The organism is Myroides indicus (assembly GCF_004364575.1).
GTDB lineage: Bacteria > Bacteroidota > Bacteroidia > Flavobacteriales > Flavobacteriaceae > Flavobacterium > Flavobacterium indicum_A.
On record NZ_SOAG01000018.1, the window covers coordinates 25,219 to 49,653 of the forward strand.

At 34.0% G+C, this 24,435-nt stretch carries 18 protein-coding genes and 1 other RNA gene; 6 read left to right on the forward strand and 13 right to left on the reverse strand.

The features are described 5' to 3' along the window. Nucleotides 1–10: 10 nt before the first annotated feature. Genes C8P70_RS08530 through C8P70_RS08540 form a run of 3 tightly spaced genes read left to right on the forward strand, consistent with a single transcriptional unit; the run spans nucleotide 11 to nucleotide 2,904 of the window. Complete coding sequence (locus C8P70_RS08530) at nucleotides 11–1,099, forward strand: AI-2E family transporter (RefSeq protein WP_133712918.1); 1,089 nt, start codon at nucleotides 11–13, stop codon at nucleotides 1,097–1,099. Further along, entirely contained in the window at nucleotides 1,100–2,278 is a 1,179-nt protein-coding gene (locus C8P70_RS08535) for a THUMP-like domain-containing protein (RefSeq protein WP_133712919.1), read from the forward strand. Nucleotides 2,279–2,280: 2 nt separating this feature from the next. Beyond that, nucleotides 2,281–2,904: a hypothetical protein gene (locus tag C8P70_RS08540; protein WP_133712920.1), complete on the forward strand. Its 624-nt coding sequence runs from the start codon at nucleotides 2,281–2,283 to the stop codon at nucleotides 2,902–2,904. A gap of 29 nt (nucleotides 2,905–2,933) precedes the next feature. Here the strand turns inward: C8P70_RS08540 and C8P70_RS08545 are convergent, their stop codons facing one another. The 5 genes from C8P70_RS08545 to ffs all read right to left on the reverse strand — a co-directional run bounded on the left by C8P70_RS08545 (nucleotide 2,934) and on the right by ffs (nucleotide 12,704). Then, on the reverse strand, nucleotides 2,934–3,263 hold the full coding sequence (locus tag C8P70_RS08545) for a hypothetical protein (protein ID WP_133712921.1): 330 nt from the start codon (nucleotides 3,261–3,263) through the stop codon (nucleotides 2,934–2,936). Nucleotides 3,264–3,335: 72 nt separating this feature from the next. Beyond that, nucleotides 3,336–4,721, reverse strand: a complete 1,386-nt coding sequence (locus tag C8P70_RS08550) for a sigma-54-dependent transcriptional regulator (protein WP_133712922.1) — start codon at nucleotides 4,719–4,721, stop codon at nucleotides 3,336–3,338. A gap of 416 nt (nucleotides 4,722–5,137) precedes the next feature. Further along, a complete protein-coding gene (gene tamL / locus C8P70_RS08555) occupies nucleotides 5,138–7,447 on the reverse strand; it encodes a translocation and assembly module lipoprotein TamL (protein ID WP_133712923.1) in 2,310 nt (769 codons plus the stop codon). Beyond that, nucleotides 7,425–12,485: a translocation/assembly module TamB domain-containing protein gene (locus tag C8P70_RS08560; RefSeq protein WP_133712924.1), complete on the reverse strand. Its 5,061-nt coding sequence runs from the start codon at nucleotides 12,483–12,485 to the stop codon at nucleotides 7,425–7,427. The genes tamL and C8P70_RS08560 overlap by 23 nt, the downstream gene beginning before the upstream one ends. 120 nt (nucleotides 12,486–12,605) lie before the next feature. After that, nucleotides 12,606–12,704: signal recognition particle sRNA small type (gene ffs, locus C8P70_RS08565), an RNA gene on the reverse strand. A gap of 87 nt (nucleotides 12,705–12,791) precedes the next feature. Between ffs and C8P70_RS08570 the strand changes: the two genes are divergently transcribed. Continuing rightward, complete coding sequence (locus C8P70_RS08570; protein WP_133712925.1) at nucleotides 12,792–13,892, forward strand: glutaminyl-peptide cyclotransferase; 1,101 nt, start codon at nucleotides 12,792–12,794, stop codon at nucleotides 13,890–13,892. A gap of 65 nt (nucleotides 13,893–13,957) precedes the next feature. Here C8P70_RS08570 and C8P70_RS08575 read toward each other — a convergent pair whose 3' ends face one another. The 4 genes from C8P70_RS08575 to C8P70_RS08590 form a co-directional block, all read right to left on the reverse strand. Then, nucleotides 13,958–14,632, reverse strand: coding sequence for a DUF2461 domain-containing protein (locus C8P70_RS08575; protein WP_133712926.1), 675 nt, complete (start codon nucleotides 14,630–14,632; stop codon nucleotides 13,958–13,960). Beyond that, a complete protein-coding gene (locus C8P70_RS08580) occupies nucleotides 14,629–15,126 on the reverse strand; it encodes a DNA-deoxyinosine glycosylase (RefSeq protein ID WP_133712927.1) in 498 nt (165 codons plus the stop codon). The genes C8P70_RS08575 and C8P70_RS08580 overlap by 4 nt, the downstream gene beginning before the upstream one ends. 92 nt (nucleotides 15,127–15,218) lie before the next feature. After that, the gene (locus tag C8P70_RS08585) at nucleotides 15,219–16,346 is read right to left on the reverse strand and encodes a cysteine desulfurase family protein (RefSeq protein WP_133712928.1); all 1,128 of its coding nucleotides are present in this window, start codon (nucleotides 16,344–16,346) and stop codon (nucleotides 15,219–15,221) included. 129 nt (nucleotides 16,347–16,475) lie between these two features. After that, a complete protein-coding gene (locus tag C8P70_RS08590) occupies nucleotides 16,476–18,206 on the reverse strand; it encodes an MFS transporter (protein WP_133712929.1) in 1,731 nt (576 codons plus the stop codon). A 127-nt stretch (nucleotides 18,207–18,333) separates the two neighbouring features. Between C8P70_RS08590 and C8P70_RS08595 the strand changes: the two genes are divergently transcribed. Continuing rightward, nucleotides 18,334–19,353 carry a hypothetical protein gene (locus C8P70_RS08595; RefSeq protein ID WP_133712930.1) on the forward strand — a complete coding sequence of 340 codons (1,020 nt, stop codon included), beginning with the start codon at nucleotides 18,334–18,336 and terminating at the stop codon, nucleotides 19,351–19,353. Nucleotides 19,354–19,412: 59 nt separating this feature from the next. Here C8P70_RS08595 and mqo read toward each other — a convergent pair whose 3' ends face one another. The 4 genes from mqo to C8P70_RS08615 all read right to left on the reverse strand — a co-directional run bounded on the left by mqo (nucleotide 19,413) and on the right by C8P70_RS08615 (nucleotide 23,442). Continuing rightward, entirely contained in the window at nucleotides 19,413–20,915 is a 1,503-nt protein-coding gene (gene mqo, locus C8P70_RS08600) for a malate dehydrogenase (quinone) (protein ID WP_133712931.1), read from the reverse strand. Between the two features lie 84 nt (nucleotides 20,916–20,999). Beyond that, nucleotides 21,000–21,410 carry a Holliday junction resolvase RuvX gene (gene ruvX / locus C8P70_RS08605; RefSeq protein ID WP_133712932.1) on the reverse strand — a complete coding sequence of 137 codons (411 nt, stop codon included), beginning with the start codon at nucleotides 21,408–21,410 and terminating at the stop codon, nucleotides 21,000–21,002. Nucleotides 21,411–21,422: 12 nt separating this feature from the next. Continuing rightward, the gene (locus C8P70_RS08610) at nucleotides 21,423–22,595 is read right to left on the reverse strand and encodes an AIR synthase related protein (protein ID WP_133712933.1); all 1,173 of its coding nucleotides are present in this window, start codon (nucleotides 22,593–22,595) and stop codon (nucleotides 21,423–21,425) included. Between the two features lie 112 nt (nucleotides 22,596–22,707). Next, entirely contained in the window at nucleotides 22,708–23,442 is a 735-nt protein-coding gene (locus C8P70_RS08615) for an RDD family protein (RefSeq protein ID WP_133712934.1), read from the reverse strand. Nucleotides 23,443–23,464: 22 nt separating this feature from the next. Between C8P70_RS08615 and C8P70_RS08620 the strand changes: the two genes are divergently transcribed. Next, nucleotides 23,465–24,430 carry a stage II sporulation protein M gene (locus C8P70_RS08620; RefSeq protein ID WP_133712935.1) on the forward strand — a complete coding sequence of 322 codons (966 nt, stop codon included), beginning with the start codon at nucleotides 23,465–23,467 and terminating at the stop codon, nucleotides 24,428–24,430. The last annotated feature ends 5 nt before the right edge of the window (nucleotides 24,431–24,435 follow it).

Below are 24,435 nucleotides of genomic sequence, written 5' to 3' on the forward strand. Positions count from 1 at the left end.
CTTTTTGACTATGAATGCTAAAATAATATCCAACGGAATTGTAAGAGCTGCACTGATTTTGGCAGGCTTGTACGTAATTGCCTACCTACTATTTCAAATTAAAGCTATATTTATTTACACGGCTTTTGCTTTTGTTTTAGCTTTAGTAGGAGATCCTTTGGTCAAGTTTTTCCAGCATAAGCTTCGACTAAAAAAGATACTAGCCGTTTGTTTAACAATGTTAATATTTGTGTCTTTTTGTATCGGTTTTATCTTTATGTTTATCCCGTTGTTCACTACACAAGCCCAAAATTTGTCCGTTTTAAATACTTCACATTTGCAAGAAGACTTTAACGGATTAATAATGCAATTAGATCATTTTTTAGACTCAAAAGGTTTCAGCCTCGATAAGATCATAGAAGATTCCAATTTAAAATCACAGATGAATCTCGATTTTATTCCCAATCTTTTAAATTCCATCTTAAGTATGCTAAGCGATTTTGGGATGGGCTTATTTTCGATTTTATTTATTACCTTTTTCTTTCTTAAGGATAAAATTCTGCTTGAATATCAATTCAAAAAAATATTTTCTCCAAAGCACGAGAATAAAGTTATGAACTCCATCAACAAAATTAATAAGCTGCTTTCGAGGTACTTTGTAGGTTTAATTTTACAATTGAGTATTGTTTTTGTCTTAACGTTAATTGTACTGCTGATTTTTAGAGTCAACGGAGCCGTTATGATTGCCTTTATATGTGCTTTACTTAACATTATTCCGTACATAGGTCCCTTAATTGCTAATGCTTTAGGTGTCTTGCTGACCATGCTTAGCTATATCAGCGAAAGTTTTACGGATGTAGTGCTTCCTAAAGCCTTTTCGGTAATGGTTGGCTTTTTAATTATTCAAATTATAGATAACAGTATCAATCAACCGCTTATTTTTTCCAACAGCGTAAAGTCGCATCCGTTGGAAATTTTTATAGTTATTCTCGCAAGCGGAATGTTTACAGGGATTTTTGGAATGATTGCTGCTATCCCCATTTATACTTGCTTAAAAGTAATAGGAAAAGAGTTTTTGCCTAATGTTCGATTCATTCAAATACTCACAAAAAACTTATAATTGAAAACAAAAATTTTACAGCCTAAAGTACAGGATTTTATAAATCAATCTATTAATAGCAACATCCAAGACCTTTCTTTTAAAAAAAGCCCCTTTGAGGATGTTTCAATGGCTGAATTAATTGCCCAAATCCAAGCAAAACAAAAAGCAAAGGACAAACTACCCACTTGGTACAATACCAAAAACATTTTATATCCGCCTAAACTTTCCATCGAGCAAACTTCATCCGAAGAATGCGCACATTATAAAGCCAATTTGATCAACGGAAAATCTTTAGTAGATATGACCGGAGGATTAGGTGTAGACACTTTCTATTTTGCACAACGCATGGATTATGTCTTTCACTGTGAAATTCAGACTGACCTCAGTCAAATTGCACAACACAACCTACAACAGCTTCTCATTTCCAATGTAACTTATATCAATGAGGAAAGTATGTCTTTTTTAAAAAGAAAAATACAGTGTTTTGACTGTTTATACCTCGATCCTGCAAGGCGAAATCAAGCAAAAGAAAAAGTATTTTTTTTAAGTGATTGCACTCCTAATGTTGTTGAAAACCTGGATATTTACTTTCAATATTCTAATCAAATCATGATTAAAACCTCTCCTCTTTTAGATATAAAATCCGGTATTAGTGAATTAAGGTTTGTAAAGCAAATTCACATTGTTGCACTTCAAAATGATGTTAAGGAACTTATTTGGATTTTACAAAAAGATTATGTTGGAGAAATAGAATTGGTTGCGGTGAATATCGGTTCGGATTCAAAAGATATTTTTTCAGTTCAACAGTCAGAACAAGTTAATAATCAGTACAGTATACCTCAAAAATATCTATACGAACCCAATAATGCCATCATGAAGACGGGGAAATTTGATTCGGTTGCCCATCGGTTTCAATTAAACAAACTACATCAGCATACACAACTTTACACTTCGGATAATTTGATTTCTTTTCCAGGACGTTCATTTAAAATTGAAAAGGTTATTCCATTTAATAAATCAAATACAAAAACACACCTTCAAGGGCAGAAGGGTAACATTACAGTACGCAATTTTCCGATAAAAGTAGATGAAATTAGAAAAAGATGGAAAATAAAAGAAGGCGGCGAGCAATATTTTTTCTTTACTACAAATTTGTTAAATGAAAAAATTATATTAATTTGTAGCAAAACAAAATAGCTATGAAGATTTTTTTATCCTTATTATTGTTTGGAGGTATTTTTACAATGAATTTATCAGCACAGGAAAAAAAATGTAATATTGATTATGAAATCAAAAACGACTCTATTTGTTTTGTCAAAACCAAAGATCAGCTAATTTATAAAAAAGACTCAAACAGTATTTCATCTTCTGTATTTTTCTCCCTTATCAGCAAAGATGAAAATCCTTTTTTACATTTTCAGTTTTTTCAAAAAAGTCAAAATATTCTACCTATTAACTGTATTAATCACAAAAGTATAATAGCCTTAAAACTTCAAAATGGAAGGATCATAAACACCTACTATATAGGAGAGGAAAAATGCAGCAAACATACAGCTGATAGCGAAACTCAAAGTAATATTTATATTTTAGCTGCAAACTTTATCATTCAAAAAGAAGATTTATCCTATTTACAAGAATCTCCTGTAACTACTGTGCAAATCAGATTTACCAACACAACAGAACAAGAACAAATAACTCAAAAAGAATCTGATTCTGATACCACCGATAAAGAAACACTTCCTGCATATTTTTTTATTGACCATATTCCATGTATCGAAAAAGAGATACAGCAAGAGAAAAATACAGAAGCTGAAGAAATATAGTTTTTGAACATAAACATTCCAAAAAAACCTTAATTTCTTATACTATTGATAAATTCTTCCACATCACTGTCAAATGTTGGCTTTTGCAGCAATTCCAAAGCTAAATTGCACATTTTTTTAAAGTGAACCTTAGTATAACTTCTTCCAAAACTCATCTTGCAAAAATCACCTATAATGCCAAAAACTCCATTTATTTCTTCCTGTGATACTTCCTTTTTACCGGCATACCTACCCCTTAAAACAGCTGCTCCTACGTATGCACCTATTTCTACCACTAGTTTTGTATTTAAAATTTGTTTTTTATCTGCTAAATACATCAATTCGTCCAAATTGTGGTGAATCAGTGATTGTATATCCATAATTAAAGTTCAATTTATTGCAAATAAAAAGTAGAGTGAATTTTTTTTTAGTTTAGCTCACTTTATTTGTGATTATAATTCTATATTGTAAAGCTTCATCTTATTATATAATGTTTTTCTGTCTATACCTAATACTTGAGCAGCTTTTGTTTTATTAAATTTTACTTTTTCCAATGCAGTCCGAATAGCTTGCTCCTCATTCCGAGACGAAAATAATTTGAGATCTTCTTCATCTTTTATAGAAACCGATGTAGTTGTAGCTTTATCTGCTTTTGGAGCAAACATTTCTGAAGGCAAAACATCCTTTTGAATAACATTACCTTTTGCCAGCAATACAGAACGTTTAATTATATTTTTCATTTCACGCAAATTCCCCGGCCAGTCATACATCAAAAAGATACGTTCAACCTCATCCGAAAAAAACTCTATTTCTTTTTCAAGTTCTTCATTAGAAACTTTCAAAAAATACTTTGCAAACATCAAAATATCTTCTCCCCTATCCGCCAGTCTTGGGGCAACTATACCGAATTCATTTAATCTGTGATATAAATCTTCCCTAAATTCACCTTCTCTTACAGCTTTTGGCAAATCTTCGTTGGTAGCGGCAATAACTCTTATATTCACCTCTATTTCGTTGCTGCTTCCCACCGGCTTTACCTTGCGTTCTTGCAGAGCTCTTAGCAGCTGAACTTGAACTTCATAAGATAAGTTTCCTACTTCATCCAAAAATATAGTTCCTCCGTTAGCTGCCTCAAAATGACCTACTTTATCTGTTACTGCTCCGGTAAAAGAACCTTTAACATGACCAAAAAACTCACTTGATGCCAAATCTTTGGGAATAGCTCCGCAGTCAACGGCAATATAGGGTCTGTCTTTCCTTTTACTTTTTAAATGAATAGAATGGGCTATATTTTCTTTTCCTGTTCCACTGTCTCCAATAATCAGTACGGACATATTAGTAGGCGCCACCAAATCTATATATTCGTTAAGCTGTTTAGATGCTTTGCTGTTTCCTTTTACATATCCGTTGTTATCATTTAATGATGCCTTTTTAGAGCCTCTTTTTTCTGTAGAAGGTTCAATAACAACAGATGATTTTTTTTCCAATGCCTGCTTGATGGTCATTAGAATTTCATCCGGATTAATTGGTTTTGCCACATAATCAAATGCTCCTAACTTCATCGCATTTACAGCTGTTTTTATTTCTGTATAGCCGGTCATCAATATAACCTGAGCCGAGGGGCATTGTTTTTTAATGTATTTCAAAAGTTCTATACCATCACTATCGGGTAAGCGAACATCTGTTAAAACAATATCAAAACACTCCTTATTAATAGATTGCTGGGCTTCTGATGCTTTAAAAACATTGGTAACATTATATCCTTTTTTTGTTAAAAAAGTTTTCAACATTTCGCAAAATGGAACATCGTCATCTATAACCAGTACCTTGTAACTCATACAATCTTATTTTTATGCTAAGCAAATTTAGTATTTTATTACTTAGAAACCAATCCGCATAAAAATTAATCAGTTATATAAACAGCAAAAGGGAGCTTTGAGCCCCCTAATTGCCGGAAGATTTCTCTTCTTCACCTTACTAACGATCTAACCTGTTATCTTGACGATAACAAAAACTTTTTTACAAACACTTAATTTTCTTTTTCAAGCTTAGGTCAAAGTGCTTAACCTAATTTTTATAACACCTTACGCTTAGTATATAGGAAAAACCATGCCAAAAAACACAAACCTTACATCACAAAACACAAACACTTAATAATCAACATTATAATTTATTCATTAAAAAAAGAAAAAATATTTTTTTAATTGTCTCTACAAATTCCACAATCTCAATATGTGCAAAATATCCCCATTTATTAGAAAGGATACCCAATAGCGAAATTAAACATAAGATTATCTTTTCGCCATTCTCTGTCCCCGAATTTTATATCTTTCACCACCCAGCGTTCGCCACTATCATTATATGGTACGCGTAACGGAAAAGCAAAATCTAAACGCAAGACAAGAAAGGTTATGTCAAATCTTAAACCGGCACCTGCTCCAATCGCTATTTCTTTATAGAAATTCGCACTGATTTTACCACCAGGACGGTCTCCTACCTCGTTCAGGTTCCAAATATTTCCTGCATCGACAAACAACGCTCCGTGAACAATACTAAACAGCTTTTTCCGGTATTCCAGATTCATTTCCAATAACATATCTGCAGACTGATCCGGAATAAATTTTGAATTATAACTATTAGGGTCAAACACTCCCGGTCCTAATGTTCTAGCCCTAAAAGCTCTTATACTATTGCTTCCGCCAATATAAAATTGCTTTGTATAGGGTAAGTTTCTAGAATTGCCATAGGCAAATCCAACCCCTCCGTGAAAACGAGTAACTAATTGAGATGTTCTATTGAGCTTTAAATAATAACGAAAATCGTGTTCTGTTTTAATATATTGACTGAAAGGAACTCCTAAAACATTTTTTTCCTTTCCTTTATCCAAATTAGCTCCCATCAGCAAACCAGTAATATTTCCTGAAAAATCAAGCATTCCACGATAATAAAAGGTATGTTTTTTATATTGCTGCATGGTATTGGTAAAAGTATAAATATAGGTTGGTCCAAATATTAATTGTTTATCTAAAACTCGTTCTAACGACGGATTTCCCTCTGCATATTCTCTGTATAAATCAGTAACATTATCAGGGCTTACATAATTAACTTCAAACAAATTGAGTTGATGTTCTTTCCTAGCGTTCTCTTTCCATAAATAGCCCCAAGATGCCTTAAATGAGGTTAGCGAGTAGAGCTTGGTACGCTCCAGATATTCCATACCTACGGTTGCTTTGGTTTTTGGTACATAGGCACTGGAAGATTGGAATTCCCAAGGTGTTATTACTTTAGGCCACGTCAAACTCATTTCTGTTCCTATTTTAAATACGTTATATCCTTTATTACGGGATGACATTTGGAAATCAGCACCTCCATAAAGTGATGCCGAAAACAATTCCGCACCTTTAAAGGCATTTTTATGAAGCCAGTTAATATTTAACTCTGCTCCGTTATAACTGGCAGAATTGGTTTTGCCTAAAAGTTCCAGCCGGATTGCCTTAGGTTTATCTGGTGTAAGATAATAATATGCATCTAATTTATGATTCACGGAATCGGAAATAACAAATTGATTTTTCACAAATTTAAAAACGCCTAAACTCACTAACCTGTTTAGCGATAAATTATGATCATTTCTGTTATAAAGCTCGCCATGTTCCAAATAAATGGTTCTATCGTAAATAGATGGTTTGAATTTCTTTTTTAAATCTATGACTGAGAAATCTTTGTAAGAATAAGCAGAATCTTTTTGTCCCTCTAAATCAGTATCTGACAATTGATAATCAGAATAAATATAAATTTTATCAATGGTATATGGGCTTAAAGCCAGTTCCGGCGTCTTTTCTTTTACTTTTACAAATAAATCTACCTGATGATTACCTACAGTACTATCTACCTGTATTAATAAATCATTATCACTAAAAAAATAATAACCTTGATTTTTTAAATAATTATCGTAGCGAACCCGTTCATTTTTAATTGCGTCCAAACTATATGGTGTACCCTGTTTTAATCTTGTCCATCTGCCACCGCGTGCTATTAACTGCTGTACAGGCGTAGAATCGTTTAAAAAAGTAACTTGATTAATCAAATATTGTTTTCCCGGAGTTACTGCATATTTTACGCCTCTTTTTTGTTTTCCGTCATCTATGGAATCGGAAGAAACTTTGACCTGAAAATAACCATTATTTTCCATTCGGTTTGCCAGTATAGAACTGTTGTACTCCATATCTACCTGACTAAAAAGTACAGGAGGCTGTCCGAGTTTATTGCGCATCCATCTTCGGATACCGCTATCCTTTTCTTTATCTCCTGCCAGATTGTAAAAAAACAATTTAGGACGCATACCCAAAAATTTACTGTTGGGGATAGGACGTAAAAGCGGTTGAAGCTCTTCTTCCAAGGATGACTTTGTTTTTTTGCTCAGTTGTTCGCTCTCTATAGTTACTTCTCCTCTGGTGTAAAGAATTTCATCTTTCTCTAAATGGCGAGTACTGCTGCATGAAAACAACAAAAAAATCCATCCAACGGTGGCAATATTTAAAAGTTTATTTGTCCTGGTTACTTTCATCTTTTAATTGTTTTTTCAGTTGCTTCCTGTCTTTCGAACGCTCAAATAATTCCTTAAATTTTTCATAGCTCATTGTAATGACAAATCCCACTCCTGTTTCGATTATCTGTCCTTGCAAAGCAACTTCGTATTGATTTTTGCGATAAACCCGCATTACATATCTACCGTCTTTTGACAAGGCATATTCTAATTCTATGTCTCCCGCAATATTAGCTACCTGTTCATTTTCGCGCTGTGCTCCTTCTACTTCAAAACTACTACCTACGGTTACTTTTAGTCTGTCTGAAAACAGTCTTTTAGATACCGCCACATTCAAATCTGTACGATTTTCTCTTGTTCCGGTTGAAAAATCTTCAGAGGATTCTAAATTAAAATTAAGTTCTACACCCGAAATCAGATTGCTTGCCAAATTATTTAACTGATCAGATAACAATCGGCTTACACTTTGTCTTGCCATTGCTCCGGCACTCATTCCGCCTGCACTGCTTTCAAACGGATTTTCCCCAATAAACCGATTCAGCAAAAGCAAAGCAAAAACTTGTTTGTTTAATTCTGATTCGTTTGTTCTTAATTGCTCTAATTTGGTTTTAGTATTGGAAATTACATCTCCTGACACATTGCTGATACCATCTTTTAGCAAAACATCAAATGAGATTTCCGGCTTAAGCAGTTCTCCTTTCATTTTCAGCAAAGCCTGAAAAGGTATTTTTTGCTTGTACATGTTTTGCTGTGCCTGAGATAAATCGCCCAATTGCCCTTCCAACAAGTCAATTGGAGCAGTTTTTATTTCGTAAACCGCCGTCAGATCCAGATTGGCAGAAGTTGGTTCTCCTGTCCAGATGATAGAGCTACCTGGTTGCACCACAAATTTTCGCTTTATAAAATTAAAAGATAAATCATAGGAACCATCTGTAAACTCATATCGTCCCGTTAGCGTAACTTTTCCTGACGGATCAATACCTCCAACTAAATCTGCATCACCTTTAATCGTTATTTTATCTCCGCTGGATTTATCCATAATCATATTAAAAGTTGCCTCTTTATCTACGTTTATAGCCAAAGAAACATCTAATCCTTGCAGTGCTGACTTATTGAAATCGTCTTCGTACTTTCTCCTTTCTGCTTCACGCAGGCTTTCTTCGTCAATAAATTCCACAATTCCTTCCCGATCTGCTATAGAAGGATCTTCCTGAGGCAGAACAATAGTAAAGTTCGTTTTTTCTCCTATTCCTATTCCTCCGGTAACAACAGGCTTATTGAGATCTCCTTTTATATTTAAATTAGTGTCAAATATAAGTGTGCCATAATACATATCATTATCTTTTTCTGTAGAATTTATAGCTTTAAAATCTAAAGCTTTGATGCTTAGATTGAAAGCATAATCACGATATGTTTTTGTAAGTACCTGTCCGTCAATAACCAATAAATTCCCATCACTATCTGTAATGCTGAATTTATCCAGTTCTATTCCTCTTTCTGTAAATGATATTTTTTCATTTATATTTTTAAAGTCCGCATTGACCGGATTAACATGAACTCCAATATCATTAAAATCAAAACTTCCTAAAATTTTGGGTTCTGTAAACTTTCCGCCAATATTTATTGTTCCTGAAAAATACCCCTGAGCATCGGAAATATTGCCTTTAGTAAAACTTTCAAGAGCTTTCATCTGCAGTTTTTCCAAATCAAGTTTAAGGTACATTTTTTGTTCATCTGCATCAACAAATCCTTTTAACTCCATCTTATTTTCGCCTCCTTCAAGAATGACATCTGCTAAAAACTGACTTTGCGTTTTATTTTTAACTCCGACATGTAAATTGCCCAGCGGAATTTCCATAACATGAAGCTTACTGATATCTAAATCAGATACAAATCGGAAGTCGGTTGTCAAATCCTTTAAAAAAATATCTCCATCTATAAAACCTCCTGCTAAAACTTTATCTTTCTGAACAATTTGAGTGAGCAATTCAATATCGAAATTCTGAAATTCAATTTTAAGCGGACTGTTTGCCAACTCTTGTTCAGAGTTTATTTTTAAAAAACTATTTTTATAAGTCAGATCAAAGTTTTTGGCATAAAAACCTCCCTCTGTCAGTACAATAGCATTTTCAGGATTTATATTCCACAGATTGTAATCCAGCATAAACCCATTTTGATTTAAACTGATTTCAAAACTATTATTTACTGCGCGTATCTTTCCTGCTACAACATACCACAGAGCTTCTTGCTTATCTTTCAAATTTAAATCATACGTAATTGTGTTTCCTTTGATGTCTCCGTTTAAATTTGCTCTGTCTAACGCTATGGATGCATTGGCTATTTTATCTATTCCTACGTCATAATATAACGCATTTTGATTGGGTTTGAGACTTAGTTTTATATTATTAATCTCATTTTCTCCATATTTTAATAAAGGAACTTTTCCTTCAAGGCTAATCCAATTTGTTGATAGTTTATAGCTCCCAGAAAGATTTACAGGCTGAATTTCTTTGAGATCAGGCAATACCTCGTGAAGAATTTCTTCGTCATTAATATTTAATTGATATGAAAAAAATTGATCGCGGTTTATGCCTTCCGTTTGCTCCTCCTCCTTTGTTATGTCTTTTTCACTTTGTTCTGCACCAAAGTCAAAATAGTTTTTAATCGTATGCGTTAGTGATTCTCCTAATTTTGTAAGCTGATAATCTCCTTCCATTTCAAAACTAACGACCTGCGAATCAATTGTCATTTTTCTAAAATTTTGAGAAGCCTCTGCTTCAAAAACAATTGGCTTTAAAGTGTATTGTTTATCTCCAAAATCTATAAAAAAGTCATTTACAAACGTTTTTCCCGCCAAACTATCAGGGAGGATATTATTCATATCTGCCTCTATTTTTCCTGCCATACGCAGGTGTTGGTCTGTCAGATGAAGGTTGTATAAATCTATATTTGACAAATCTGCCAGCATCTTCAAACTCAGATTTTGAGTTGTCCAGATGCCGTTTGCCTGAATATCAAACTCAAGGTTCGAATCTTTATTTTGGGTTTTTACCTGATAAACACCCTTTTCTATTACGCCGTCAATATTGAGATCATGGTAAAAATATCCGTTAAATTCTGCCTGTTCGATTGCTAAATTAGCAGAGGCAGTTGCTTTTTCCGGCTCAAAACTATTTCCGGAAACATGTGCAGACAAAGAAATCTTACCGATAGAATCATTTTTAATAAGCCTACCTACATTCAGATTTTTAATTTCAGCATCCAATTTGTATTTTTCATGCCCTTTATTCCGCAAATCCAAATCTGCATTTAATTTAGTATTTCCTAAACTTGTTTTTAGATTCAAATCCGTTTCAAAGGCTTTTGTAGTGCCTTTAAAATATCCTTGTAACGACAAAAGCGCAGGGATTTCTAGAGTATTGGGAACTGTATTTGCGGGTACAATGGTTAAAATATCCTTTGCTGTGGTCTGAAAATCTTTGACCTGCATATTGTAATAGGCTTTTTCTACTTCAGGCAATCCTTTAATTTTTCCGCTGACATTGACAAAAGTAGACTGCAATCCTTTTACAAAAAATTTATCGATGTTTAAATCACTTAGCAATCCTTTTGCCTGAATTTCTAAATTCAATTGTTCACTTTCCATCGATTTTAATCCCGCCTGCCCCAACTGGTCTGGTAATAAAATATCAACATCTTTTAGTCCTATATAAGAATCCGATACTGAAACATCCAGTGATAAATCTTTGAGATTTTTAGTTATTTTTCCAGCATCTGCATAGTTTAAGACGATGTTGGATTTTAATTTAGTGTTTGCTGTTTCTAAATAAAAATCTTTTACAAATGAAGTTTGCTGTCCGTATAAAAAATAAGTTTTAAATTCTTTTATTTCCAATCCGCTTTTTTCTGCAAAAGACAGTTTTTTAAGGTTTCCTGTAATACCAGATTCTGAAAATTGAAAATCTTTTAGTTTAAACTCTAAATTACTCAAAGCAACATGATTAGGGTCTATCCCTTTTATTACAGGTATTTCGTTATCATTGTCATACTGCAAATCAATTTTGGCTAAATCCAAATTCTTAACAGCCAATTTCCACGTTTTTTTTGGTTCGTTTATTACAGGTTCGATTTCAACTGTTTCTGCTTCCTCTTGATTTTTAACTTCTTGATTTTTTAACAAGCGAACAATCGTTTGAAATTTATCCAACTTAATTTCGTCGATTTCAATTTCCTGATTTTGTAAATCAATACGGTCAAAATCTGTTGTAAAGCTCCCTAAATTCAGAGCTGCAATCAACTTCTCCACTTCATCCTGATAATAAAGATTTATACTTTTAAATTCAATATTTCCAAGACTGATCTGGGGTTTTACCTGTTCTTCTTCTACACCATCCTGTTTTTTTTCAACATCTTCAATAACGAAAGAAGGCTTTTTGAGATAGTCTAAATCCACTCCTTCTAAATTTATTTTTGGGATAGAAAACTTCATCTGTTCCAAATCAAAGTCTTTAAAGCGCGTGATAAACCGATTGAGTTTTAATTGTACAAAATTGCCCTGATATTCGTCAGCTAAATTTAAATCGATATTTTTTAAACTGATTTGCCCTACCTGAATAATCATAGGACTGCTTTCCTTTTCCTGTTCTTCTTCGGATGCAAAAGCTTCTGTAATAAAATCAAAATTAAATCGCTGCAATGAATCGCGTTTTACAGTAGCTTTGAGTCCGTCCAGCTCAATCTCATCTACCGAAACAGTATTATTTAAAAGCTTCAGCAAACTTATATTAACTCCGAGATATTGTGTATAAAGCAACGTATCCCTTTCTTGTGATTCCACGTATAATCCTTTTACAACAATTTTTTTTGGAAAAGCTATTTCTATGCGGTCTAAACTAACGGGCGTATCAATTTTTTCTCGAACATACGACAGTGCCACATCTTTGATTTTATTTTGTATATACGGAATCTGAATAGCTACAATAATACAAATCAACAAAACGATGACAGATAAAAGCATCCAGCCTAATACTTTAAGTGTTTTAAAAATTATTCTTTTCAATGTGTACAATTTTATTCAAAAGTAGCAAAAAGCACACCATTTAGAAAAGTAATTTGTATTATAAAAACAAAAAAAATCCCCTTAGCGGTAAGGAGATGTACAATCTTTTTAACTCAGAAAAAATGGCAAGCTACCTACATCGCACCGCTACAACCACATACCTTTGCTGCGTTCCCACCCTGGAGGATTCTGCAGGAGCTGGTCGTGTAGGACTTGCCAGTGCAAATATACAACCATTTTATATTTTTACAAGTATTTTATCTATTTCGATTAGATTTGTATATTGTAATCAAAATTTACTTTAAAATGAAAAAATATAACTTACTAATTGCCTTATCATTAGGAATAGCTTTTACAAGTTGTGACAATCAAAAAAACTTAGAAAAAAATGTACTTTCTATAAACACAAGTCAGCTTAAGCAACTTTATAAAGGCAATGAGTCTTTAAAATTAAACCTGGAGCTTGCCCAAAATACCACAATAGATTCTGTATCTTACTATTTAAACGATAAAAAAATAGGCACAGTAACCAGCAATAAAATATTAGAATACAATTTGAGCAAAGAAAAATACGGCAAAGTTCAAATTAAGGGAATAGCTTACGCCAGTGGCAACAACAAGGAAGTAATCAGCAATATTGAAATAGTTTCGCCCATGGTTCCCAAATTTTTAAAATATAAACTTCTCAATACTTTCCCACACGATCAGGAGGCATATACTCAAGGATTAGAGTTTTATAACGGAATTTTGTATGAGAGTACAGGTAATGGAGAGGGAGGTTTCACAACAACAACCGGAAGAGGAACAGGTAAAAAAGGTATTTCGAGCGTTAGACAAATCAATTACAAAACAGGAGAAATCCTGAAAATACACAAACTACCTATGGAAATTTTTGGTGAAGGATGTACTATCCTCAACGATAAACTGTACCAGCTCACCTATCTCAATAATGAAGGATATATTTATAATCCGGAAACACTGGAAAAAGAAAAAACGTTTAAATATTTTAAAAATATGCAGGGCTGGGGATTGTGCAACGACGGGGAATCTCTTTATATGACTGACGGCAGCGAAAAAATTTACAAGGTTGATCCTAAAAATTTTAAAGAACTCGATTATATCAACGTTTACACCAATAACGGTCCTATTGGCAATGTAAATGAATTGGAATGGGTAAACGGAAAAATATATGCTAATGTATATGGTGAAAACGCCATGGCTATTATCGATCCGAAAACAGGTGCTGTAGAAGCCGCCATTGATTTTTCGGATCTGCTCCACAAAACCACTTACCACGAAGATCGTGATGTTTTTAATGGAATAGCCTATAATCCTGCTACAAAAACATTTTTTGTTACCGGAAAAAACTGGGATAAAATGTTTGAGGTCGAAATTGTTGAAGAATAAAATAATTATTTCAAAACATATAACGAGAAGCTCCTGATTGTTAATAATCAGGAACTTCTTATTAATTACTCATACAAGCTTACGCCGTTTACATCTGTTGTTAATACGTCGGACATATAATCAAAAAAAGGACGCATAGCGATAAAAGTTTTTATTGCTTCTTCTAAAAAAAGAGGTTTCAACACTTCTTCATCCGTAAAGGAACGCATCACTAAAAATTGCTTTTTTCGAAGCAAATCAATTGCAGGATGTTCTTTGTCAAATCCTTTGGGAGCTGTTTTTAACTCTTCTCCATTTAACGCACCAAAATATTGTATAAACTTTTCATCTTGGATTATTGCTCTCAGTTCGCTGTCGTCCATTGCTATTTCTTTCCGGATACGGAGCAGATCTTCTTTATTAGGCTCCCAAAAGCCACCGCCTACAAAACAGCTTCCCGATTCAATATTGATATAATAACCGCCTCTGAGTAAGGGTTTGGTTCTTCCTAAATGCAGTCCAAAATACGTTTTATAAGGCGTCTTGTCTTTTGAAAAACGTACATCTCTGTATATGCGATGAACGTGAAATAACTCTAAATTATCATATTGCTGCATTGCATCGTATATTTCTTTAAAAAAGCTTTTTACGTCTGCAAAAATTCCGTCAAAATAAGGTTTATTTTCGGTAAACCACGGTTTGTTATTATTTTGACCTAATTGTATTAAAAAATCTAAATGTTCTTTTTGTAACTTTTTCATAACAACTCTTTTATTCTTGTCCAATTTTCTATTTTTTCCTTTACACTCATTCTCGCATTGACTCCACTGGGCGAAGGCATCGTCATATAAGTAATTCCCGAAATATCTCCGTGATATTTTTTGAAGTATTGCTCTGCTTTCTGACTTGAAAAAACGATACATTTTATATTTGGAAAACCTACCAGCAAGCCCCTTATATCATTAGGCGTTTCCAATTTAATACTACTATCTAAACTCCCTTCTCTTTCACAAGAACTCAATACATCCCATACAGCTATCTGATATTTATAAAGCAGTGCTTTACGCACTTTGTAATTTGTAGAAAATTGTTCTTCAAAAATTGCAAACATAATCTGCCAAAAAACGTTTTGTTTATTGCCGTAATACTCTTGATATTCCAAAGACTTTACACTGGGCATCGTTCCTAAGATTAATATTTTTGAGTCATTGTTTACAATAGGAGCGAATGAAGATATGCGCAACGGATTTGTCATAGCTATAAAGGTAGTCAGATTTGACTGCTTTTACAAATAATTCCTCCCCCATAAAACAAAAAAGACTGTCTTCTCAGACAGTCTTTTAAAAACTATAGTGTTTGAAGCACCTCTATTAATACATCAATATCCTGTTCCGTATTTTCATGACTAAACGATAACCTTAAGCTTGGCTTTTTCAGATCTTCTTCGCTTAAAAATTGTGAAAGAACATGAGATGGTTTCTGACTTCCGGATTGACAAGCACTGCCTCTTGATACAGCTATGCCTTTCATATCTAGCTGAAAAAGCATCATTGCTGCTTTTTCTTCAGACACCGGCAATAATATATTTAAAATATTGTAAAAACCACACCCATTCCCGTTAAAATGAATATCCGGATAAACTTCTGCCAGCCTCTTTTTACAATAATCTTTTATACCCGCAATGTATTTTTGTTCTGTTTCCAGTAATTCATATGCCATTTCCAAAGCTTTTGCCATACCAACAACCTGATGAACGCCCTCGGTTCCTGCTCTCAAGCCTTTTTCTTGTTCCCCTCCAAAAATAACTGGCTTCAATACATTCTTTTTTCTTATAAAAGCAAATCCTATGCCTTTTGGGCCATGAAATTTATGGGCACTCGCCACAATAAAATCTATAGGAAGCTCCGACAAATCTATTCTTGTTTTTCCAACCGACTGAACGGTATCGCAATGAAAAAGTACATTATGCTCCTTGCAAAGACTAGCAACTCTTTTTAAATCCAACTCCGTTCCTACTTCATTATTCACATGCATTAAGCTTACTAAAGTAGTTTTTTCCTCATCTTTTACTAAATTTTCCAGTTGTTCGTAGTCAATTTCACTCGACGGCAAAATAGAAAGATATATCACTTCAATACCAAACTCATCTTTTAGCTGTTTTATAGTGTTCAAAACGGCATGGTGCTCTAATTTAGATGTAATAATGCGTTTTACTCCCAAATCGCGAACAGCAGAACGCAGAATCCAGTTATTTGCCTCTGTCCCACAAGAAGTAAATATAATTTCTGACGAAGCAGCATTAAATTGTTTGGCAATTACTTTTCTCGCATTTTCAATCAAAGCTTTGGCATGCCTTCCGATTGCATAAGTAGATGAGGGATTTCCGTAATGTTCTTTTAACACTTTTACCATCTCGTCGATAACCTCCGGACGCACTGAAGTAGTCGCGGCATTATCCAAATATACTTGTTTCATTTTTCTATATTTATTCTTCTAAAAAACAGCATTCTACTAAGCGTAAAACACTAAAATTAAAATACTTTTGAGTACCGAATGCAAATGTAATAAAACTCAACTTATAACTATAAAACCCAATCTGTTTTTTTATGTCAATTGGTCAACGGCAATATTTTGCTCTTTCAGCACTTTTTTAGCAATAATTCCAAAAAGCAAGAGATAGGCAAAACAAAATACGCCGACAATATACGATTGATGCACACCTAAAATGTCTGCTATTTTCCCTTGAATCGGTGGAATTATTCCACCCCCTAAAATCATCATAATTAAAAAAGAAGAACCTTGTGCTGTATACTTGCCAAGTCCCATAATAGCGATATTAAAAATAGCCGGCCATAAAACGCTACACGCCAATCCGCCTGCTAAAAATGCATAAATGGCTACTATTCCGGTTGAAAATAAACCAAACAACATTGCCAATACACCGAATAAACTAAATACAATCATCGTTTTAGCCGATTTATCTTGGCTCCAGAAGGACATTATAATTTGCAAAACCACACAAATAGAATAATAGTATAAAGGTTTTACATCATTGCCAGCCAAAATATTGGCTCCGATTACAAAACCATATGCCAAAAACGGAACTGTAATTAATGCTGTTATACGCTGCTTTTGAGACATTTTAAAAACACTGACCGCACCTGCCCATCTGCCTATCATTAAGCTGCCCCAGTACATCGAAATATAGGGAGCTATCTCTGCTGATTGTAACGAGTCAAACTCTTCCAATCTCAGCAACTCTCCTAAATTACTTCCGATTCCGACTTCAACGCCGACATAAGCAAAAATAGCAAACATACCCAAAAGTAACTGAGGATATTGCATAGCTCCCCAACCTGCTTTATTTTTTCTGCTTTTGATATAAGCATATCCTATACTGCCTGCAATGATAATTAATGCTACAGACAGCAACAGAATTCGCTTGTTTTCGAGCGGTTTTTTTAATTCGTTTATCTGGTTTTCCAAATTTTGCATCTCAAATTGCAAATCCGATACTTTGTTTTTCGACAATTCTTGCTTCTGCTGAGTCAGAATTTCTATTTTATGGTTTTCTACGCTGTTGTATGTGCCAAAAACCGGAATAAAAATTACTATCAAAAGAATAGTCATCGATAATAACAGGCGAATTGCTTTTTGGGCAGGTTCTATAATTTCCGTATTTTTTCCGGAGGGTATTTTTTTTGAAAAGAAAAACAGACTGGCAGCCATAATAAATAAACCCCCGATTATCGCATACAAGCCTATCATTTTATCTAAATTCAGATGCTGGATCTGATCATCTGTGAGTGATTGTGTGGTTCCAAACAAAGCAAAAGCCATCAGTAGCGGACCAATCGTTGCACCTAAAGAGTTGACTCCTCCAACCAAACTTACCCGACTGGTTCCCGTTTTGGGGTTTCCCAATGCGATTGCCAGCGGATTTGCAGCAATCTGCTGTAATGAGAATCCTAACGCTACAATAAAAAGCCCTATTAAGAGGGCTGTATAGCCACTTGTTTTTACTGCTAAAATCATAGCCCCTGCTCCTAAAGCCGAAAATAATAATCCGTAAACAATCGAATTTTTAAAACCCCATTTTGTAACCAAATCTCTCCTTTTTAAGCTGCTCCAAATAAAAAGGATAAGAGCTCCAAAATAATATGCGCTATAAAATGAGAAATCAATCAGCTGCGACTGAAACTGATCTAAATGAAAAAAGGCTTTGCAAAAAGGAATAAAAATACTGTTTCCTGCGGCAAAAAATCCCCAAAAGAAATACACAACTACCAAAGTATATAATGCGGGATAATTATTTTTTACGGCTGTTTGATTCATGCTTTTAGTACGATATTAAACTTTCTTTAACTTTTCAAAGATACTTAAATATGTATTTAAATAGTGTGGGACATGTTTTTGTGAGAAGAAAAAACTATTTTTGTGCGTAAAACAATTCTTACGGATTATGAAAAAGATTGTAGCTTTTGCCTGTATCGGGTTTTCTATATTACTGAGTTCTTGCAATGACGGTGAAATGGTTTATAAAGACATCGATTTTAGCGGAGTAACTTCTGTTAGCCGATGCAGTAATACTGGAGCAGAAAAAGTTTTTTACAAATTAAAACAAGACGAAGCGCTCATTTTGATTGTTGATGCCGATAACCTTATGCGGGACGAAAGCAAACAAGCCGTTAATGTTGAAATTGACGGAACCAATACTTCGCTTGAATACAGAAAATACGACGATAAAGTAAGCAATACTTCTATCTGTAATGTTCCTGCACCCGCTTTTCCGAATGCCGTACAGCAAATTCCCGCATCGCCAGGAGCATCTTTAACTATAAGAAGAGATATCGCAATGGTAAACAACGAAAGCGAAGATCCTTTAGGCAATAATTCTGTGTCACTTACCTATCAGTATACTTTTTTACTGGAAAACATCAACTTTCAGGAAGGTGAGACTAACATAAAGTACGATCGTATGCTTTTTGGCACAAATAATTATGCAAGCCGTTCATTAGCCTTTAAATTCATCAACAGCGACGCCACTTTAAAAGAAGTAAATTTATGCAATAATACACTTATTTCATTAGCTGATAAAGAAGCTATGCTTTTATCTGTTTTGGAGGGAGATTTACCCAATGATGCAACGGATACACCAAAAATTATCCCTTTAAATGAAGAACGAAAACTAATATTCAGACAATACAAAAGAACAGGCATTAACCTTATTAATGTTTGTGAAAACGAAGGAGATATTCCGGGAACTTCTGAAGGAAATATCAATCATTTGGAAGAATTATGGACTTCTACCGAAGGAGAAGTAGAAATAGCCAGCAGATGGACCAATCCCGGAGAAGGTCTTGAACCCAAATTAGTACATACAGTTAACCTTAAAAATGTAGTTTTTACTAAACAACAATATGAACAATTAACGTTTAAAAAAACGAATATTGCCTTTGGCGAATATAAACCCGAAGAGTAATATTTTTATACATATAAAAAAAGCTTCCCTTGAAATTTAAATTTCAAGGGAAGCTTTTTTTATGCATTGTGCGGATATATCTTCAATATTTTAGAACAATGATCTCTTATTTCTGAAACCAATTCGGGATGTTCGTTTAACTTTAACCCAAATGAAGGTATCATTTCTTTTAACTTTGTTTGCCATTCTTCACTGTTGTACTCCTTCGGGAAACACTGTCTGATTAACTTTAGCATAATGCTCACGGTAGTTGAAGCTCCCGGTGAAGCTCCTAAGAGAACTGCCAGACTTCCGTCTGCTGCATTTACTACCTCAGTTCCAAAAGCCAATTCAGCTTTGCCAGCTTTGTTGCGCTTCATAATTTGAACGCGCTGACCAGCAATTTCTAAACGCCAATCTTCTTTTTTAGCATCTGGAAAATATTCTTTTAAAGCGGCTATTTTTTTATCTTGTGAGGCCAAGACTTCGGATATTAAATATTTGGTTAAATCAATATTATCTAAACCTGCTCCTATCATTGTTCCTATGTTTCCGAAAGAAATAGAACTAAACAAATCCCAATAAGATCCTGTTTTTAAAAATTTAGTAGAAAACCCTGCATAAGGCCCAAAGAGCAATGATTTTTTTCCGTTAATATAACGTGTATCTAAATGCGGAACCGACATCGGCGGTGCTCCTACTGATGCCTTCCCATACACTTTTGCAAAATGCTGCTCTGCCAATTTTTCGTCTTCACAAACGAGCCATTGTCCTGAAACCGGAAAACCTCCGTAAGTTTTCCCTTCCGGAATTCCGGATTTTTCTAACAAAATGATAGACGCACCACCAGCACCAATAAAAACAAAGTTAGAAGTTATGATGCGTTTGCCTCCTGTTTTCAGGTCTTTGGTAAAAATTTGCCATCTTCCGTCTTTCATTTGTTTTAAATCATAAACTTCAGTTTCTAAAGTCATGTTAATTTCGCTCTCTGATTTTAAATAAGCAAACATCTGTCGGGTTAAATCTCCAAAATTCACATCTGTTCCTAAAGGCATATAGGTAGCTGCAAACTTATTGTCAATTTTCCTGTTATTCATTAACAGCGGCGCCCATTCTTTTATTTTTTCCACATCGTCAGAAAATTCCATTCCCTGAAACAAAGAATACTTTAACAGTTCTTGGTAGCGTTTCTTTAAAAAATCAACATTTTCTTTTCCCCACACAAAACTCATATGAGGAACGCTATTAATAAAGTCATTGGGATTCTTTAATATACTTTTATTTACCAGATAAGACCAAAACTGCCTCGAGACCTCAAATTGTTCTACAATATTAATTGCCTTACTTGCATCAATTGTACCATCACTTTTTTCAGGCGTATAATTTAATTCACAAAACGCAGAGTGTCCTGTTCCGGCATTGTTCATTGCTTCAGAACTTTCAGCAGCCACACTGTCAAGACGCTCAACAATCTCAATTCTTAAATGCGGTTTTAGCTCTTTTAGTAACACACCGAGCGTTGCACTCATAATTCCTGCTCCTACTAAAACAACATCAGTCTCTGATCTTTGTATATTTGACATTATATCGTGTTTATTTTATTGCAAAATTAATTTATCTTTGAGTTAATATAGGTTTATTATCTAAAATTTTATGACCTAACTGCTTTACTTTTGATTCAAATAGTCCTGCAGAATAATAGTAGCTGCTATTTCATCAATTAAGGCTTTATTTTGTCGCTGTTTCTTTTTTAGACCGCTGTCTATCATACTCTGAAAAGCTATTTTTGAAGTAAACCGCTCATCTACTTTTTTAACAATAATATCAGGAAATTCTTTGCGAAATTTCTCTAAAAACTGTTCAATTAACGGCACTACTTCCGATGGCTCATTATTCAGCCTTTTGGGGTCTCCTACGATTACCGTTTCAACTTTTTCCTTCGCAAAATAATCTTTTAAAAAAGGCATCAGGTTATGTGTTTCAACAGTTGTTAAACCGGAAGCTATAATCTGAAATTCATCGGTGACAGCAATTCCTGTTCGTTTTTTCCCAAAGTCTATAGAAAGCAGCCTTGCCATATTCTGATTCGGTTAGTAGACAAATGTTCCGTATTCGGAAATTATCGTCAATTGTTTTTTGTCTGCTGCTTCTACTCTTCCTATTATTTGTGCGTTTACGTTAAACGATTTTGAAATAGCAACAAGGTCGTCCGCAATTTCCGGACTAACATATAATTCCATGCGATGTCCGCAGTTAAAAACCTGATACATTTCTTTCCAATCTGTTTTAGATTGCTCCTGAATTAATTTGAACAAAGGCGGAATAGGAAATAAATTGTCTTTTACGACATGCAGATCATCTATAAAATGTAAAATTTTAGTTTGCGCTCCTCCGCTGCAATGCACCATACCATGGATATTATCTGAATTATATTTATTGAGGATAGCTTTTATAATCGGAGCATAAGTTCTGGTTGGCGATAGAACCAGTTTTCCGGCATCTACAGGCGAATTTTCAACCTCATCAGTCAAATTCATTTTTCCTGAATACACCAATTCTTCAGGCACAGATAAGTCGTAACTTTCCGGATATTTCGCAGCTAAAGAATGATTAAAAACATCGTGACGAGCAGATGTTAAACCATTGCTTCCCATCCCACCGTTATAGTTTTTTTCATAGATTGCCTGTCCAAATGATTCTAACCCTACAATTACATCTCCGGCTTTAATATTGGCATTATCAATTACATCGCTACGTTTCATGCGTGCTGTTACCGTAGAATCTACAATAATAGTTCGTACTAAATCACCTACATCAGCTGTTTCTCCTCCTGTGGAATGAATAGTAACGCCGAATTCCTTCAATTCATCTATCAGTTCTTCTGTTCCGTTGATAATAGCCGAAATAACTTCGCCCGGAACCAAGTTTTTATTTCTTCCGATCGTACTTGACAACATAATATTATCCGTAGCTCCCACGCATAACAAATCGTCAATATTCATAATCAACGCATCCTGAGCAATTCCTTTCCAAACCGATAAGTCTCCTGTTTCTTTCCAATACATATAGGCTAATGATGATTTTGTACCTGCGCCATCGGCATGCATTATCAAACAATACTTTTCATCGCCTGTTAAATAATCCGGAATAATTTTACAAAAAGCTTTTGGATACAATCCTTTATCTATATTTTTGATTGCATTGTGCACATCTTCTTTTTCTGCAGAAACTCCTCGCTGTGCATATCGGTTATTCAAATTCATAAGTAGCGTTGTTATTTCTGCAAATTTAATGCTTATGTTTTTGTAAAACAATCAAATCTTCTATAACATTTGATATTTTATAAAGCAGAGACTTACAACACATTATAATACCTTAAATCCTATCTGTCAAATAATTGTAATCTTTTAACACAACTTCTATAAATTCTAATTCCGAGGAGCCCTGCTTTTGCACCCCCATAACTTTCTGAATTTTGTCTGATAATTTATTTAGTAAAACATAATCTCTGCTGTGTCTGAAGTTTTGCAGAACCTCTTTAATAATGCGGACATCATTATCGCTTAATGTTAAAACCTGTGGATAAACAGGCTTGTACTCTTGTTCCACCTCCTGAAATATAGTAGCAGATAAAGCTACTTTCCCTTTGGTGGAAATCACTGCCGTACCTGCCAGCATATCCCCTAAACGCTGATTTTTTTCAGAAAAAATCATTGCAATCACTCCTATCAGTGCACCACTTATTCCCAAATCGATAATTCTCATAATCCATCGTGTAAAATAATCTACTACAGAAGCCTGGTATCCGTCAATTTTAATCACTTTTATGCCCAAAATTTTTTTACCCGGAGTACAGCCTTGCAAGATAGATTCAAAAATAAAAGAATAAAAAATAACTGGCGACATACAAATCAATATAAAAGCTACCTGAGACCAGTTATCCTCAAATCCCGTGTGAAGCTGTAGTGCAACTACAACATACCAAACAATAATTGCATACAATGCCTTGAAAATAAAATCGAGCAAACTGGCAAGTATGCGCTCTCCTAAAGATGTGTTTTTAAAATCAATTTTAATGTTTTGTGTTGTATTTATTGTTAATTTAGCCATAAAATATATTTTTACTCCATCAATGAGAGAAATAGCTTTTATAAAACAAAATAAAAATCAATGGTTGGAATACGAAAAAACTATTTATTCGAATGCTTTTCAGCAACCTGATTATTTAGCGGATATGTATCTTCAAATTATGAATGATTTGTCTTACGCTCAAACTTTTTATCCAAAAAGTAAAGTTACACAATATCTTAATAATTTGGCAGAACAAACATATCAAAAAATTTACAAAACCAAACGCATTGAACAAAACAGAATTATTCATTTTTTTAAAACTGATATTCCCCTAACGGTATATGAATACAGAAGTTATTTAAAATTTACTGTTTTGCTCTTTTTGCTGATTGTTGGTATTGGTGTTGTTTCTTCTCATTACGATTTAAATTTCATCCGTTTGATATTAGGCGATTTTTATGTAAATCAAACCTTAGAAAATATTAAGCAAGACGATCCTATGGCAATTTACCAATCAGGAAGCAACTGGGGGAGTTTTATAGGAATTACTTTTAACAATTTATATGTAGGACTTCGCTTTTTTCTATACGGTATCTTTGCAGGATTAGGTACTCTTGTTTTTTTGCTTTACAACGGTATTATGCTTGGATCCTTTCAATATTTATTTATTCAGGAAAATGTATTCATGGATAGTTTTAGAGGAATATGGCTGCACGGAGCAATGGAAATCACCGGAATGGTAGTGGAAGCTTTTGCCGGTTTTATACTGGGAGGCAGTATTTTATTTCCCAAAACGTTTTCAAGACTAAATTCCTTTAAAACAGGTTTCAAAAATGGTTTGAAAATATACATAGCCACTATTCCTTTTACTATTTTTGCAGGATTCATTGAAGGTTTTATTACCCGATATACTAAAATAATGCCCGATATTTTAAATTACATTATTATATTCGGGACGCTGTTTATCATTGTTTACTACTTTTTTATTTATCCTAAAAAAGTATACATTAAACTGAACAAATCATAAAAAAA